Below are 15,587 nucleotides of genomic sequence, written 5' to 3'. Positions count from 1 at the left end.
GGTTATCGCCAATCGCCAGTGACGGAGGAAAAGTGCGGGGACCATATCTGCGAATCTCCCCCCTTGAGGGGGAGATGGCCGGCAGGCCAGAGGGGGGTGCGATCGCTCTCCACATCGAGACATGATCCTCCAACGCTTCCTTCTCCGCCTTCTCACCATGGCCATCACCCTGTTCGGCGTGGCCGTGGTGGTGTTCGTCGTCATCCGCATCGCGCCGGGCGACCCGATCGCCATGATGCTGCCACCGGGCGCCAGCCAAGCAGACATCGACCGGCTGCGCGCGCTATACGGGCTCGACAAGGGCATCGTCGAACAGTTCTTCATCTGGCTTGCGGGCGTCCTGCACGGCGATTTCGGCACGTCGATCTCGCTCCGGCAGAATGTGCTCTCGCTGGTTCTCAACCGCCTGCCGGCGACGCTGGAACTGTCGATCGTGGCGCTGCTGATCGCCGTCGCTGTCGGCGGCGTGCTGGCAGTCGTCGGCGCGCGCGAGCGCGGCACGGCGGTCGAGGCCGGCATCGACGTCGCCAACGGCGCGGCGCTGTCCATCCCAGACTTCCTGTGGGGACTGGCCTTCATCCTCGTCTTCGGCGTCTTGTGGCCGGTTTTCGAGATTTCCGGCCGGGTGTCGCCGCGGCTTGAATTGCCTTTTGTCACCCAGTTCTACCTGTTCGAAAGCATTTTCCGGCTGCGCTTCGACCTGACGAAGGACCTGCTCGGCCATATGTTCATGCCGGCGCTGGCGCTCGCCTTGCCGCTGGCGGCGATCATCGCCCAATTGCTGAAACAGTCGCTCAAGGAGTTGCTGTCGCTCGACTATGTCGTGCTGGCGCGGGTCAAGGGTTTTTCGGAGACGCAGGTGATCTTGCGCGAGGCGTTGAAGAACGCGGCCCTGCCGACGCTGACGCTGGTCGGCGTGCAGTTCACCTTCCTGATCGGCGGCACCGTCATCGTCGAGCGCCTGTTCTCCTACGAGGGCCTCGGCAACATGGCGATCGACGCCGTCATCAACCGCGATCTGCCGCTGATCCAGGGCATCGTACTGGTCTTCGCGCTGCTGTTCGTGCTCATCAACCTCGCCGTCGACATGCTCTACGCCGTGCTCAATCCGAGGCTGCGCCATGGCTGACGCGCGCGCGGCAAAGACCTCGAATGCTCGCCTCTGGCTGGCCGGCGGCTGGCTGCTGGTCGCACTGCTTGCGGCCATCTTCGCGCCGCTCCTGGCGCCGCAGGACCCGCTGGCGCAGGACCTGATGTATGAGCGCCTGCCGCCCTTCTGGATGCAGGGCGCGGAGCCGGGTTTCTGGCTCGGCACCGACAGCCTCGGCCGCGACCTCCTTTCGCGCATCATCTATGGCGGGCGGGTCGCCTTCCTCGTTGCCTTCGCGGCGGCGGCCGCAGCCTGCATCGTCGGTTCGGCGCTGGGGCTCGCTGCCGGCTATTTCGGCGGCTGGACCGACCGCGTCGTGTCGCGCATCGTCGACATCTGGATGGCGTTTCCGCCTGTGCTGTTCGCCATCCTTCTCGTGGCGGTGCTGGGCACGGGGCTCAGTTCCGTCATCATCGCCATCGCGGTGATCGACTGGACGCGCTTCTGCCGCGTCGTGCGCGCCGAGGCGATGGGGCAGGCGCGCATGGATTATGTCGAAAGCGCGCGCATCGCCGGTTTTGGCCGCTTCGACATCATGCTGAAGGAGGTGCTGCCCAACGTGCTGCCGGCGATCGTGGCGCTGCTGTCGCTGGAGATGGGCATCGCGGTGATCGTCGAGGCGATCCTGTCCTTCGTCAACCTGTCGATCTCCACCGACGATCCGACTTGGGGCGGCATCATCGCCGAGGGCCGCCTGTCGATCCACCAGGCGTGGTGGGTGCTGGTGTTCCCGTTGGTCACGCTGTTCCTCACCGTGCTGTCCTTCAGCCAGTTCGGCGAGGGGCTGAAGGCGCGGTTCGATCCGGTGCTGCGATGAGAAACGGGTCGATCCACATCCTCGGTGCCGGCGCTTTTGGTGACGTTCGTACCCCCACCCCCAACCCCTCCCCACAAGAGGGAGGGGGACCGGCTCGCACCTGCGCCGAACAAAACTCATTGGCGGTTTTGTGCTGCATTGCGGCCGCAAAATCCCCCTCCCCCTTGTGGGGAGGGGTCAGGGGTGGTGGTATCGCCGGAGCAGTTGTTCCATGACCCCCGCTCTCGAAATCTCAAACCTCAGCGCCACCCTCGCCAACGGAATTCGCGTGCTGCGCTCCGTCTCACTCGCGGTCGAGCCCGGCGAGGTGCGGGCGCTGGTCGGCGAGAGCGGCGCGGGAAAGAGCATGATCGGCAAGGCGGTGCTCGGCGTGCTGCCGCCCAGCGTCAAGATCGCCGAAGGCCGGATCGGGCTGGAGGGCACCGACCTCGGCGGCCTCACTCTCAAGGCACGCCGCGCGCTGATCGGGGCGAAAACCGCGTTGATCCCGCAGGACCCGCTGACGGCGCTCAACCCGTCGCGCCGCATCGGCCCGCAGACGACCGACCGGTTGACCAAAATCCTCGGCTGGGACGGCGCGCGCGCCGACGCCCGCATCCGCCAACTGCTCGACGAGGTGCAGATCCGCGACCCCGAGCGGGTGCTGCGCAGCTATCCGCACGAACTGTCGGGCGGCATGCGCCAGCGCGTGCTGATCGCCGCCGCATTCGCCGCCGAACCCCGGCTGATCGTCGCCGACGAGCCGACCACGGCGCTGGACGTGACCGTTCAGAAGCAGATCCTGCGCCTCATCGCGGTGATGCAGCGGGAGCACGGCACGGCGATCCTGTTTGTAACCCACGATCTCGGCGTGGTAGCCAAGATCAGCCAGAAGGTGACGGTGCTCTATGCCGGCAAGGTGGTCGAGGAGGCCGATACTCCCGCCCTGTTTGCCAATCCGAAACATCCCTACACTCGGGCGCTGATGGCGGCGACGCCCAAATACACCGATCCCTATGCGTCACTGAAGCCGGTCGACGAATCGGTTTTGGCCGGCCTCGCCGCGGAGATCGCGGCCGACGACCGCGAATGGAGGGCGCCGCATGGCTGACGCGCTGAAACCAGGGGACAGTTTACTTTCTTTCGGCAGAAGGGCCGCAGTGCTTCAGAACTCGCGCGGGCCGAAAAAAGTAAACTGCCCCCGGCACCCGCGCCGGTTCCCTGCGGATACGCGTCCCCGGAGGCAGCGCCATGACTGACGCGCTGTTTTCCGTGCGTGGCCTGAAAGTCGCGCTGCCCGACATGACGCGCAAGACGGCCTTCGGCAGCGCGCCGAAGATCGAGATTTTGAAAGGGCTCGATTTCGACCTGCCGCGCCATCAGGTGACCGGCATCGTCGGCGAGTCCGGCTCCGGAAAATCGACGCTCGGCCGCGCGCTGGTGCGCCTGCTGGAGCCGAGCCAAGGCACGGTGACGTTCGACGGCCGCGACATCACGCATTTGCCGGAGGCGCAACTGCGTCCGCTACGCCGCGACCTGCAGATGATTTTTCAGGATCCGATGTCGTCGCTCAACCCGCGCCGTACCATCGGCGCGATCATCGCCGCACCGTTGAAGCAGAACGGCATGGCCGACGATCTCGCCGGGCGGGTGGCCGAGGCGCTGCGCCGCGTCGGCCTGCCCGAAGATTTTGCAACACGCTACCGCCACGAACTGTCCGGCGGCCAGCGGCAAAGGGTCGGCATCGCGCGCGCTCTGGCGCTATCGCCCAAATTCGTGCTGGCCGACGAGATCGTCTCCGGGCTCGACGTATCGACCCAGGCGCAGATCCTGACCCTGCTCGAAAAACTCGCCTCCGAGATGGGGCTCACCGTCGCCTTCATCAGCCACGATCTGTCGGTGATCCGGCGTCTGTGCAGGGAGGTGATCGTCATGCGCCACGGCCAGATCGTCGAGGCCGGGCCAACGGACAATATATTCGCCGCGCCACAGGATGCCTATACGCGCGAACTCATCGCCGCGATCCCGCTGCCGGAGGTCGATCCCGGCTGGCTGGGCGAGCGGAAAGGCAAGGAGGCCGTCTGAGGTTTTTCGAAGCGGCGGGCCAGCGGGCGCCCGGCGCGGCAAGGAAACCGCCCGCCAATGGGAGACGTGACATGCAGGATTTTCTTCGCGGCGCGGTTTTCACACTTGCGCTTGCCGCCGGCAGCGGCGCGGCATTGGCCGATTCCATCCCCGGCATGCGCGGCCACGACCACACCGGCGTGACCGTGCCCGACATGGCGCAGGCGGTCGATTTCTTCACCAACGTGATCGGCTGCCAGAAGGCGATGTCGTTCGGCCCCTTCGCCGACGACAAGGGCACCTTCATGACGGACCTGCTCGGCGTTGATCCGAAGGCGGTCATCGAGGAGATCACGCTGGTGCGCTGCGGCTTCGGCTCCAATGTCGAACTGTTCAAATACACCGCGCCCGACCAGAAGGACCTTCAGGCGAAGAACAGCGACATAGGCGGCTTCCACATTGCCTTCTATGTCGACGACGTGGCCGCCGCCAAAACCTATCTGGAGGGCAAGGGCGTCGCCACCCGCATGGGGCCGCTGCCGGTCAACGAAGGTCCGGCGGCCGGCCAGACGATCCTCTATTTCCAGGCGCCCTGGGGTCTGCAGTTCGAGGCGATCAGCTATCCCAACGGCATGGCCTACGAGAAGGATGCCGAGACGGTGCTGTGGAACCCGAAGGAGCCGGGGAAGTAGGGTTGCGCATGCTCGTTCGTTGGGCGCGGTAATTTTAAGCGGACAGCGACCACGCAACAGAGCCGGCGTTCAAGCTTCGCCAAGGCAAGAAGAGAACTTGCCTTGGCCATGCAAACACGAGCAGCTTTTCCGAGAGCCCATTACGCCCACTCGCCCTTGCGCATCACCGGCACTTTCGACCCGTCGGCGCGGATGCCGTCCATATCGATCTGGTCGGAGCCGATCATCCAGTCGATATGGATGAAACTCTTGTTGCCGCCCTGCGCCGCGATCTGTTCCTGCGTGATCGTATCGCCGCCCAAAAAACATTTCGAATAGCACTGGCCGAGCGCGATGTGGCAGGCGGCGTTCTCGTCGAACAGCGTGTTGTAGAACAAGAGCCCGCTCTTCGAGATCGGCGAGGAATGCGGCACCAGCGCCACTTCGCCCAGCCTGCGCGCGCCTTCGTCGGTGTCCAGCACCTTGTTCAGCACTTCTTCGCCGCGCGTCGCCTTGGCCTCGACGATTTTTCCCTTCTCGAACCGAACCTGGATGTTGTCGATCAGCGTGCCCTGGTGGGACAGCGGCTTCGTGCTGCGCACAAAACCTTCGACGCGATGGGCATGCGGCGTGGTGAACACTTCTTCGGTCGGGATGTTCGGGTTGCAGGTGATGCCGTTCTTGGCGGTCGAGGCGCCGCCATGCCATTCGTGGCCGTCCGCCAGCCCGACCGTCAGGTCCGTGCCCGGCCCGGTATAGTGCAGGGCGCTGAAGCGTTCGCCGTTCAGCCATTGGCTCTGCTTGGCGAGCGCGGCGTTGTGGTCGTTCCAAGCGGTCACCGGGTCTTCGACATCGACGCGCGAGGCCGAAAAGATCGCATCCGCCAGTTTCGCCACCGCGATGTCCTCGCTGTCGCCGGCAAACATCAGTTTTGCCCAGGATGCGGTCGGATAGGATACGATGTTCCAGTTGATGTCGAAGCCGGCGATCTTTTCCAGCGCCGGCTGGTAGGCGATCGAGTTCGCCTTGTTGGCGCGCGCCACCTTGGCCGGGTCCTCGCCCGACAGCAGCATCGGATTGTCGCCGACGATCGCCAGCCGCGCCGCATTGTTGTCGAAGGCTTTTGCGATGCCTTCGTAGAGCCAGTTCGGTGCGCGGTCGAAACTTTCGTCCGGGCCGTTGCGGTAGCGGGCAAGCGTGATCTCCTCGTCGGAAAAGATCGGCGTGACCAGCCCCGCGCCGGCCTTGTACGCATGCGCCACGATCCTGCGCACCAGCGGCAGGGCCGCGACCGGCGCCGTCAACACCAGGTCCTGGCCGGGCTGAAGCCGCAGGCCCACCTTCACCGCCACCTCCGCCAGCCGGTCGAGTTTCGTCGCGTCGATCGAGGCCGAGAGTGTGCCGGGATGCGAGGTCATGGAGGATACCTTCTTCAAATGTGACTGGGCCATAGATAGGCCGCTCGTAGCGATCCCGCCACCGCAAAGCGGCGATGGTGTGGCGTCGTATGGAGCGGGAAGCAGGCATAAGGTCGCGTCCCGGTTTTGTGGCCTCCCGTCGGTACGGCCGGGCCCGCGCGTCAGAGAATCTTCCCCAAAAAGCCCATCGCGTCAGGTGGATCGCAGCATCGGAGCGGCGATTTTCAGGCAGGCATTGAAATCGTTTCATTTTCCGGACTTGCCAAGCCTTCACCCCCGCGTGTCTCGCCGTCACTGCGCGCAGACCAGCGGCCCGAACTGGCCGATGGTCTGCTCGATTTCGCCGCGTATCCAGGCCTTGAATTGATTGACTTTTTTCGGCTCGCGGTCCGCCGTCGACGTCACCATCCAATAACCGAGCCCACTGGTCGCCCTGACCCCGAACGGCGCGACCAGCCTGCCGTCGGCCATCGCGTCGGCGGCAAGCAATTGCCAGGCCAGCGTCACACCATGTCCGGCGATTGCCGAATCGAGGCAAAGCATCGGATCGGTGAAACGCGCACCCTGCTGGAGCCGGACCGGTTCGATGCCTGCAGCGCTAAACCATTGATTCCACGAAAACATCGAGCTTTCGTCGATGATCTCCCAGGTCTTCGCCAAGTCGGCGGGCGTCTTCAGCGTCTCCGCCACCGCCGGCGAACAGACCGGAAAGATCTCCTGCGCGATCAGCAGTTCGGCGCGCACCTTCGGCCATTTCCCGTCACCCATCCGGATCGCGATGTCGATGTCGGAATGGTCGAGATCGACCAGTTTCGTCGAAGCGTCGATGCGCAGGAAGACCTCGGGATAGAGCGTGAAGTGTTTGGAAAGCCTCGGCAAAAGCCATTTCGAAGCAAACGCCGGCGCGACCGAGACAGCGAGCACGCATACCTTCGCGCGCTCGGCCATGGCGACCGCGCCCTCCAATTCGCGAAAGCCGCTCGACAGCCGCGCCGTGAAATCCCGTCCGAAACTCGTCGCCTGTAGCCCGGACGACGTCCGGTCGAAGACCATTTGCCCGATCTGCGCCTCCGTCCGCCCGACCTGCTGGCTGACGGCGCTCGGCGATACGCCTAACTCCTCCGCCGCTTTCTGCAAGGAACCCAAGCGCGCCACCGCCTCGACCGCGCGCAAGCCGTTCAGATGCACCGAGTTGAGTCTCATGACTTTAGATTTTCTAATTTCGAGGACAGGTCTTTCTTGATTGCACCCTGCTTCATTCCACCCAAAATTATCATATCAGAAACATGGCAAGGTGAACAGAGATGAAGTTTCTCTCAATCATAGGAGCGCTCGGGCGGATGCTTTTCGAGCCGGCCGACACCCCTTCGGAAAGCCAGACCTGGTGGCGTGATCCGCTGTCGCATCCGGCGCTCGCGGCAATGTCGCCGCGCGAACTGGCGGACCTTCCGTTCAACCGCCGTTATCGGTTGCCGTAGGAGCCGAACAAGGGATTGGCCCACCTGCATTGATCGGTCTGCGATCAAGAACCATTCGAACGCAGTGGAAGTCGATGGCTGGACCAATCGAAGCGGATTGTGTTGCGGCGCAACAAATCTAAGCTGCGGGGATGCTCGCCTCTGCCGTCTCGCCGCTCCGTTACGCCCTGGGCGGCATGGCTGCCCTGGCGGTCGCCATGGGCATCGGCCGCTTCGTCTACACGCCGATCCTGCCGGGCATGATGGAGCAGCTGGGCCTGTCGGCAGCCGATGCCGGGCTGGTCGCCTCCGCCAACTATCTCGGTTATCTCATGGGCGCCGTCGCCACGGCCGGAGCCTGGGCGCAGGGCCGCGAGCGGCTGCTCGCTTTGTGCTGGCTTTCAGCCAGCGCGGCGCTCTGCGCGCTAATGGCCGCAACGGACAGCTTTCCGCTTTTCCTCGCGATCCGGTTCCTCGGCGGCGTCGCAAGCGCATTTGTCCTGGTTTTTGTGTCGAGCATCGTTTTCAGCCAATTGTCAGCCGCGGGTCGCGGCGATCTCCAGGCGGTGCATTTCGCCGGCGTCGGCATGGGCATCGCCGCATCGTCGGCGATGATGGCCATTCTGATCTGGATGGATTCCGGCTGGCGCGCCGGCTGGATCGGCGCTGCAATCCTTTCGGCCCTGGGCTTCCTTGTGGCCGCGCGGCTGATTGATCGCGGCCCGATCCTGACGAGCGCAACATCCGCGGAGCCGCCCCTGCCGCGTGAAAGACCGCTCGTCCTGATGATCCTCGCCTACGGGCTCTTCGGCTTCGGCTACATCATCACCGCGACATTCCTGATCGCCATCGTCCGCGCCGGCGGATCTGGCCGGCTGTTCGAGACAATGGTGTGGCTGGCGACCGGGCTGGCGGCAGTCCCGTCGGTCTTCCTATGGAACGCGGTGGCGCGCCGCGTCGGTGTCGTCGGGGCCTTCGGCGCAGGTTGCGTCGTCGAGGCGGTCGGCGTGGCGGCGAGCGTGTCGCTCGGCGGAGAGTTCGGCCCACTGCTGGGTGGTGTGCTGCTCGGTGGGACTTTTATCGGTCTCACGGCGCTCGGTCTCCAGGCCGGTCGCCAGCTTGCGCCGCGCTCGCCGCGCCTGGTCATGGCACTGATGACCGCGGCTTTCGGCACCGGCCAGATTCTCGGGCCGATCGCGGCGGGTTTCGTGGCGGAATGGACCGGCGACTTCGTGTTGGCATCCGTCGGCGCGTCCCTGGTGCTGATCCTGGCGGGGGCGACGGCGCTATTTTCCTGCAAGCCACCAAAATCGCCATGATTGGCAGGTCTTTGCCGCGCCGCGGCAGGCAGCTCACATTTCTTTTCCCGATGAAGTGTGACTTCATGCCGGTCCGATCCAACCCGCGCACCGCGCCTCCGGCAAGGAAATCTCCGAAGTGTTCGTATCTTTCTTCCCGAAGCCGAAGCTGTTTTTCATTTCCGCCGCTGTCTGGAGCCTGGTTGGGATTCTGTTTTGGTTCTTTGGCGGCGCGCAGCTCGGCGCCACTTTCGGCCTTCCTCCGGCGCCCGCCGGCGCGCCGCCAATCCTGGGCGTGCCGGTATTCTGGTCGGGCCCCTTCATCTGGTTTTACATCTATTTCGCGGCATTTTTAGCTGCCTTCTATCAGTTCTGGCGGCTCTACTCGCCGCACCCGTGGCAGAATTGGTCCATCCTCGGGTCGGCAATGATCCTTTTCTCGACTTATATCTCGGTTGAACTCTATGTCGCGCTGAACAACTGGCGCAGGCCGTTCTTCGACCTTTTTCAGAAAGCGCTGACGCCACCCGTCTCAGTGTCCGCTGATGAGTTGTATAGTCTCTTCTGGATTTATGCTTGGATCGGGATGGCGAACATCATGCTGTTCGTTCTGACGCGCTTCTATGTGAGCCACTACATTTTCCGTTGGCGAACCGCGATGAACGACTACTACATGGCGAACTGGTCGCGGCTTCGTCATATCGAAGGCGCCTCGCAGCGCGTTCAGGAAGACACGATGCGCTTCTCGACGACCATGGAGGGTTTGGGCGTGGCGTTCGCCGATTCCATCCTGACCTTGATCGCGTTCTTGCCGCTGCTAGCGCAGTTGTCGACCTACATCACCGAATTGCCGTTTTTCGGGCAGGTTCCCTATTCGCTCGTGGTCGCCGCGGTTGTCTGGTCGCTCTTCGGCACAGTGCTGTTGGCCGTTGTCGGCATCAAACTGCCGGGGCTAGAATTCAGGAACCAGCGCGTCGAGGCAGCCTACCGAAAGGAACTGGTCTACGGAGAGGATCACGAAGACCGTGCCCAGCCCCCAACGATGGCCGAGCTCTTCGCAAATGTACGCAAGAACTACTTCAGGCTGTATTTTCACTATGCCTATTTCAACGTGTTCCGCTCGGGTTTCGGCCAGGCGGACGCTATCTTCGCCAGCCTTATCCTGATCCCGACCATCGCGGCAGGAAAGATAACACTCGGCATCTGGCAGCAGATCGCCACAGCCTTCAGCCAGGTCAGTTCTTCATTCCAATATCTGGTCACGTCATGGCCAACGATTGTCGAACTTTTGTCGATCTACAAGCGCCTTCGCGCCTTCGAGGCAACACTGGATGGGCAGCCTTTGCCGGACATCGACCAGCGATACATCAAAGGCCAGGATCTTGCATCGGACCACGCCTGAGCGCTGGCGTCTCACCCGCCGACATCGCTTACGATGGTCGGATCCTTCGTCTCCCGCCGCGCGACGAAATCGGCGTAGCTGATGCAGTCGACGTCGGCGCGCACGCAGACGTCGCGGGCGAAACGCTCCAGCGCACGCCAATACGCGCCGTCATTCATCAGCGTGAAATGGAAGCCGAACTGCAGCGGTGTCCGGCCGCCGGAATATTGACTGTCAAACGCTGCGTGAAAGGCCGAAAGCGCGCGCTCTTCGAACGCGCCGTCCCTGTCGGTCCGCTCGAAACCGCCGGAATGGCGGACGAACAGATTGTAGTCCATGGCAATCACCTTGCGGCCGGCCGGCCCTTCCGGGATCTGCGGCAGCGCAAATCGCATCAGGCCATGGCCTTCGGCGGGCTCCGCCGGCCCGCGCGACACGCTGCTGGCATCGTAGCGGTAGCCCGCCTGCGCAAGCGCGCCATCGAGATGCCTGCCGGCGGACAGATAAGGGGCGCGAAAACCCGAAATCTCGTGCTCGGCAAAATGCCGCCAGCCGCGCGGCTCGCCGTCCAGACCGTTGATGCGCCAGGCGTCGCGCAGGATGGTCGAGGCCGACAGAAGCTCACGGCGCCAGTCGGCCTCGCTCCATTTGCCGCCGTCGAAATGGCCGCAGGCATGGCTGGCGATCTCATGGCCTTCCGAGCGTGCCAGCCAGATCTGCTGGAGCCGCGCCTTCACGTCATCTTTGGACGGCGCAAAGCCGACATTCGAGCGTCCGGCCTTCTCTCCGGGCGCCTGATAAATGCCGCGCGTCTCCGGCGACAGCAGGAACACGCAGGAGAGGAAATAGGTGAAACGCGCGCCGGTCGTGGCTGCCAGCGTCCGGCTCCTCTGCCACAATTCCACGGGATTGGAATTGTCGAAGGAGATGATGACCACCTGATGCGGCTTCGCCGGGATTTTCTCCGCCTGTGCCTCACTGGCGACGGGCAGGAACGTCAGGCAGGCGAGCGCGGAAAGGGCGTGACGCATCAACGCGGACATGGACACTCTTTGGCTGCGGAAGGGCAGTTCAAGGCAGCGCTATGACATGATTGTGGCGCGGATTGGAACACGAAGGCGTCATTGCGCCGGCTACGGACGTCCGCCAAATGCCGATTCTCGGCGGCGCCCCTTCCATGCCGGCGAATTTCCGCTACAAGGCGGCTGAACGGCCCCGTGGGGCGAAAACGGCTTTCAGGTAATGTCGGACGACAGCTTTATCCGCGAAGTGAATCAGGAATACCGCCAGGCGCAGGCGCGCGCCTTGTGGGACCGCTACGGGCCGATCGGGTTGGCCGTCGCGCTGGCGGTCGTGCTCGGCACCGCGGCCTGGGTCGGATATAGCTACTGGCAGCAGACCAAGGCCAATGCCTCGGGCGATGCCTTTTCGCAGGCGCTGGTCCTGGCAAACGGCGGCAAGCAGGACGAGGCTCTGGCCGCCCTTGATGTGTTGGAGGCCGACGGCTACGGCGCCTATCCGCTGCTTGCCCGTATGCGCGCGGCGACCGTGCTCGCCGACAAGGGCGACTTCGCCGGCGCGGTGAAAGAGTTCGACGCGGTCTCAGCCGACAGTTCGATCCCGCAGGCAATCCGCGACATGGCGCGTCTGCGCGCCGGTTATGTCCTCGTCGACAACGGCAGCTACCAGGATGTCTCGTCGCGTGTCGAAGTGCTGGCCGACGAAACCAACCCGTTGCGCCATTCCGCCCGGGAGGCACTCGGCCTTTCGGCGTGGAAGGAAGGCAAGGCGAAGGACGCGCTCGCCTTCTTTGACCAGATTTCCGCCGACGAGACGGCGCCGCGCAACGCCCGCGATCGCGCCTCGCTGATGGCGGAACTGATCCGCGGCTCCGGCGCGGCCTCCTGAGTTGCGATGAGTTTCAAGGTTGCCATTATCGGCCGGCCGAATGTCGGCAAGTCGACGCTGTTCAACCGCCTTGCCGGCAAGAAACTGGCGCTGGTCGACGACACGCCGGGTGTCACCCGCGACCGCCGCGTCCATCCGGCGAAACTCTATGACCTGAGTTTCGAGGTCATCGATACGGCCGGTTTCGAAACCGCCGCGCCGGAAACCCTGCAGGGCCGCATGCGCCAGCAGACCGAGATCGCCATCCGCGAAGCGGATCTGGTCGTCTTCATGATCGATGCGCGGGCCGGCCTGCTGCCGGACGACAAGGCTTTTGCCGACATTGTGCGCCGTGCCGGCAAGCCCGTGGTGCTGGCCGCCAACAAGTCGGAATCTCGCGCCTCAGAGAGCGGCCTGCTGGAGGCCTGGGAGGCGGGGCTCGGCGAGCCGATCGCCATTTCGGCCGAACACGGCCAAGGCATGCCCGATCTCCGCGACGCCATCGTCGAGGCTTTGGGTGAGGAGCGCTGCTTCCCGAAGGACCATGACGAGGAAGAAATTCTCGCCGACAGCGACGTGCTGGTCGGCGAGGACATTTCCGAGGCGGATGCCGAGAACGAGCCCGCCTATGACGAGACCAAGCCGCTCCGGATCGCGGTGGTCGGCCGCCCGAACGCGGGAAAATCGACGCTGATCAACGCGCTGATCGGCGAGGAGCGGCTGTTGACCGGGCCGGAGGCCGGGATCACCCGCGATTCGATTTCCGTCGACTGGGACTGGCGCGGCCGGCTGGTAAAGCTGTTCGACACCGCCGGCATGCGTCGCAAGGCGAAGGTCCAAGAGAAGCTGGAAAAGCTTTCGGTTTCCGACGGCCTGCGCGCGCTGAAATTTGCCGAGGTCGTGATTGTCGTCTTCGACGCGACGATCCCCTTCGAGAAGCAGGACCTGCAGATCGCCGACCTGATCATCCGCGAGGGCAGGGCGCTGGTCATCGCCTTCAACAAATGGGACCTGATCGACACCCCGCAAGCCGCCCTTGCCGAACTGCGCGAAAAGACCGAGCGGCTGCTGCCACAGGTGCGCGGCCTCCGAGCCGTGCCGATCTCGGCGGAGACTGGCCGCGGCCTCGACAAGCTCATGGAAGAGGTGGTCGAGACCCATCGCGTCTGGAACCGCCGCGTCTCGACCGGCCGGCTTAACCGCTGGCTGGAAGGCATTTTGGCGCATCACCCGCCGCCCGCCGTCGCCGGACGCCGGCTCAAGCTGAAATACATCACCCAGGCGAAGACACGTCCGCCGGGCTTCGTCGTCTCCTGCTCGCGCCCGGACGCCGTGCCGCAGTCCTACATCCGCTATCTCTCGAACGGCCTGCGCGAGTCCTTCGACATGCCAGGCGTGCCCATCCGCATCGCGTTGCGGGCGGCCGACAATCCCTATGCGGGCAAGGCAAAGAAGCGCGGCTAGACGCCGATCCTCAGCTAGATCGTTGAAGGTCTGAGCGGCCAGTCGCCGCCCTGCAATTTCCAGTGGACGCTTCAAGCGCCCGCTGTCTTTGTACCGTTTGGGAATACATCCGATAAAGTCAATGTTGGTGCAATATTTACAAAATAACGATACAATATTTACAAAATAGCAAGCGGAGTATCAAAAATGTGGTCCGGCCATGAGCGACCGATTCTGGAGGGGGAAATCGAAATCATTCTAAGAATTACTAACAAATGGAGCCGGGAAAGCTTCAGAGTAATGCGTGTAAGAGAATTTATTGTTGACAGTGCTCATACAATTCGTAATGTATCAACTTCGGGAACTCAATCAACAGTTCTTGCATCGATTCCCTGTCTTGATGATGATGGTGCTCTAATCGACATACTGGTCTACGAAAATAAGGCCGGTGAATTCGCAGAACTGGAGATTATTAGACCAGATGCCCAGCCGCTGCTCATGAAATCTCGTTTCAGTTCAAGTGGAGCGAGGGCGGCCGACAGATTGACCATACCCCTCCCGTTAACCCTCCATCAAGGTTAATGCTTCACTCTCGCTCTCCAGTGGGTTGCTGTTGCGTCCTGGAGAGTCAGCCTTGTTTCGACGTCTTGTGTCGCGACGGTTTTCCGTTGCCCGCCTTTCCCAAATCTCGCTCCCAGCCTTGCTCCGCCGCGTCTCTCGCATCGGGTTCGTCTGCGCGATCGTCAGCCGCAACCTGATTGCGCTGCTCCTGCACTTCGCGTGGCGGTTAGTGATTGTCACCCTGAGGCCCAAGGCCGCCCTGCTGCCTTCCGTGCTGGTCGGCCTCGGCATCTGGGTCGGCTTCCCGACGGTCGCCGCCTATCAGGACATGGCGAGCATGGTCTCCGGCATCGAGGCGCCGGCGGCGCGCTGGAACGCCTATGTCGAGAAATCGGTCGCGGGCTCGGTGCATGCGGCCGAGATGCCCTTCGTCGACGAAGGAATGAGCACCGGCTCGATCTCCGGGGCAGGCGTCTCGGCACCGGGCATCGGCGCGGTTGCCTTCCGCGGCAAGCGCGGGGTCGACGTGGCAACGCCGGACGAGCAACGCGTCAGCCGCGGCGACAAGAAGGGCCGCCTCGTCAACGTCACGCCGGTGGCGCCGCCGAAATTCTTCAACGCCGGATCGATCCTAGAGCGCACATCGATGCTTCTGCGGCCGGCGATCGGCCCGGAACTGAAGTTGGCTTTCGCCCGGCCGGACATCAAAGGCAAGGAGATAGAGATCGCCACCGCCTTCTATGTGAAGGAGGACAAGAAGCCGGATCCGACCGTTCCTGCCTATCTCGCCGCCCTCGTCACCAACGAGAAGGCCGATGTCCTGGCCACGGCCTACGCGCCTCCGAAGCCCGACTATGCAAGCGCCTCGCCCTTCGAGGCGCTGCTGCAGGACGAACTCGACAAGGGCCGCTTCGTGCCGCCGGTCGCCGAAGGGGATCATGCCTGGATGAGCCAGCCGCTGCCGGCGTCCGTCTTCTCGGAGCCGGAACAGAAATGTCTCGCCAACGCCATCTATTTCGAAGCGCGGGGCGAATCGTCGCGCGGCCAGGCCGCCGTGGCGCAAGTTGTGCTGAACCGCGTCCGCAATCCGACCTATCCAAAAACCATCTGCGGGGTCGTCTACCAGAACGACGATTGGAAAAACCGCTGCCAGTTCTCCTTTGCCTGCGACGGCATCCCCGACCGCGTGCTGAGCCCAGGCCACTACAAACGCGCGCAGGACATCGCCATGGCGGTCACCGCCGGCAAGATTTTCATCCCCGAGGTCGGTTCGTCGACCCACTATTACGCGCAATATGTCAGCCCTGGCTGGGCGCGCGCCATGAAGCGGATGACGCAGATCGGTTTGCACATCTTCTACCGCACCTATGGCGGCGGCTGGAGCTGAGCGGAAGGCCCGTTGGCGGGCAAAGCGCCGCCCCGCTTCGCAGGCATGACGCCCGAGTCGGCTCCGGCAAACGC

General features: G+C 63.7%; 15 protein-coding genes. 12 read left to right on the top strand and 3 right to left on the bottom strand.

Annotated features, from left to right (window positions below):
* Positions 1–121 precede the first annotated feature (121 nt).
* The 5 genes from ABMA59_RS06530 (at position 122) to ABMA59_RS06510 (ending at position 4,702) form a co-directional block, all read left to right on the top strand.
* Positions 122–1,129 carry an ABC transporter permease gene (locus ABMA59_RS06530; RefSeq protein WP_349004498.1) on the top strand — a complete coding sequence of 336 codons (1,008 nt, stop codon included), beginning with the start codon at positions 122–124 and terminating at the stop codon, positions 1,127–1,129.
* Entirely contained in the window at positions 1,122–1,967 is an 846-nt protein-coding gene (locus ABMA59_RS06525) for an ABC transporter permease (RefSeq protein WP_349004497.1), read from the top strand. Before ABMA59_RS06530 ends, ABMA59_RS06525 begins: the two co-directional genes overlap by 8 nt.
* Positions 1,968–2,178: 211 nt before the next feature.
* Positions 2,179–3,057 carry an ABC transporter ATP-binding protein gene (locus ABMA59_RS06520; RefSeq protein ID WP_349004496.1) on the top strand — a complete coding sequence of 293 codons (879 nt, stop codon included), beginning with the start codon at positions 2,179–2,181 and terminating at the stop codon, positions 3,055–3,057.
* Positions 3,058–3,197: 140 nt separating this feature from the next.
* Positions 3,198–4,031: an ATP-binding cassette domain-containing protein gene (locus tag ABMA59_RS06515; RefSeq protein ID WP_349004495.1), complete on the top strand. Its 834-nt coding sequence runs from the start codon at positions 3,198–3,200 to the stop codon at positions 4,029–4,031.
* 71 nt (positions 4,032–4,102) lie between these two features.
* The gene (locus tag ABMA59_RS06510) at positions 4,103–4,702 is read left to right on the top strand and encodes a VOC family protein (RefSeq protein ID WP_349004494.1); all 600 of its coding nucleotides are present in this window, start codon (positions 4,103–4,105) and stop codon (positions 4,700–4,702) included.
* Between the two features lie 140 nt (positions 4,703–4,842).
* On the opposite strand, the gene ABMA59_RS06505 is transcribed toward ABMA59_RS06510, so the two are convergent.
* Both ABMA59_RS06505 and ABMA59_RS06500 read right to left on the bottom strand, forming a co-directional pair.
* Positions 4,843–6,099 (bottom strand): aminopeptidase, encoded by a 1,257-nt coding sequence (locus ABMA59_RS06505; RefSeq protein ID WP_349004493.1) that lies wholly within the window; start codon positions 6,097–6,099, stop codon positions 4,843–4,845.
* Between the two features lie 291 nt (positions 6,100–6,390).
* Positions 6,391–7,302 (bottom strand): LysR substrate-binding domain-containing protein, encoded by a 912-nt coding sequence (locus tag ABMA59_RS06500; protein ID WP_349004492.1) that lies wholly within the window; start codon positions 7,300–7,302, stop codon positions 6,391–6,393.
* Between the two features lie 101 nt (positions 7,303–7,403).
* Here ABMA59_RS06500 and ABMA59_RS06495 point away from each other — a divergent pair, with 101 nt between their 5' ends.
* The 3 genes from ABMA59_RS06495 to sbmA all read left to right on the top strand — a co-directional run bounded on the left by ABMA59_RS06495 (position 7,404) and on the right by sbmA (position 10,256).
* A complete protein-coding gene (locus tag ABMA59_RS06495) occupies positions 7,404–7,577 on the top strand; it encodes a hypothetical protein (RefSeq protein ID WP_349004491.1) in 174 nt (57 codons plus the stop codon).
* A 131-nt stretch (positions 7,578–7,708) separates the two neighbouring features.
* Positions 7,709–8,875 carry a YbfB/YjiJ family MFS transporter gene (locus tag ABMA59_RS06490; protein ID WP_349004490.1) on the top strand — a complete coding sequence of 389 codons (1,167 nt, stop codon included), beginning with the start codon at positions 7,709–7,711 and terminating at the stop codon, positions 8,873–8,875.
* 118 nt (positions 8,876–8,993) lie between these two features.
* Positions 8,994–10,256 (top strand): peptide antibiotic transporter SbmA, encoded by a 1,263-nt coding sequence (gene sbmA, locus ABMA59_RS06485; protein ID WP_349004489.1) that lies wholly within the window; start codon positions 8,994–8,996, stop codon positions 10,254–10,256.
* 11 nt (positions 10,257–10,267) lie between these two features.
* Here sbmA and ABMA59_RS06480 read toward each other — a convergent pair whose 3' ends face one another.
* Positions 10,268–11,278: a polysaccharide deacetylase family protein gene (locus tag ABMA59_RS06480; protein ID WP_349004488.1), complete on the bottom strand. Its 1,011-nt coding sequence runs from the start codon at positions 11,276–11,278 to the stop codon at positions 10,268–10,270.
* Positions 11,279–11,477: 199 nt separating this feature from the next.
* Here ABMA59_RS06480 and ABMA59_RS06475 point away from each other — a divergent pair, with 199 nt between their 5' ends.
* From ABMA59_RS06475 to ABMA59_RS06460, 4 genes are all read left to right on the top strand, one after another.
* Positions 11,478–12,143, top strand: a complete 666-nt coding sequence (locus tag ABMA59_RS06475; protein ID WP_349004487.1) for a tetratricopeptide repeat protein — start codon at positions 11,478–11,480, stop codon at positions 12,141–12,143.
* 6 nt (positions 12,144–12,149) lie between these two features.
* Positions 12,150–13,586: a ribosome biogenesis GTPase Der gene (gene der / locus ABMA59_RS06470; protein ID WP_349004485.1), complete on the top strand. Its 1,437-nt coding sequence runs from the start codon at positions 12,150–12,152 to the stop codon at positions 13,584–13,586.
* 186 nt (positions 13,587–13,772) lie between these two features.
* Entirely contained in the window at positions 13,773–14,147 is a 375-nt protein-coding gene (locus ABMA59_RS06465; RefSeq protein ID WP_349004484.1) for a hypothetical protein, read from the top strand.
* A 208-nt stretch (positions 14,148–14,355) separates the two neighbouring features.
* Positions 14,356–15,513 (top strand): cell wall hydrolase, encoded by a 1,158-nt coding sequence (locus tag ABMA59_RS06460; protein ID WP_349004652.1) that lies wholly within the window; start codon positions 14,356–14,358, stop codon positions 15,511–15,513.
* Positions 15,514–15,587 lie beyond the last annotated feature (74 nt).

This window comes from Mesorhizobium yinganensis (assembly GCF_040081985.1).
Classification (GTDB): domain Bacteria; phylum Pseudomonadota; class Alphaproteobacteria; order Rhizobiales; family Rhizobiaceae; genus Kumtagia; species Kumtagia yinganensis.
The sequence above is the reverse complement of the archived record's forward strand: the minus strand, read 5'-3'. Positions and strand labels throughout refer to the sequence as shown.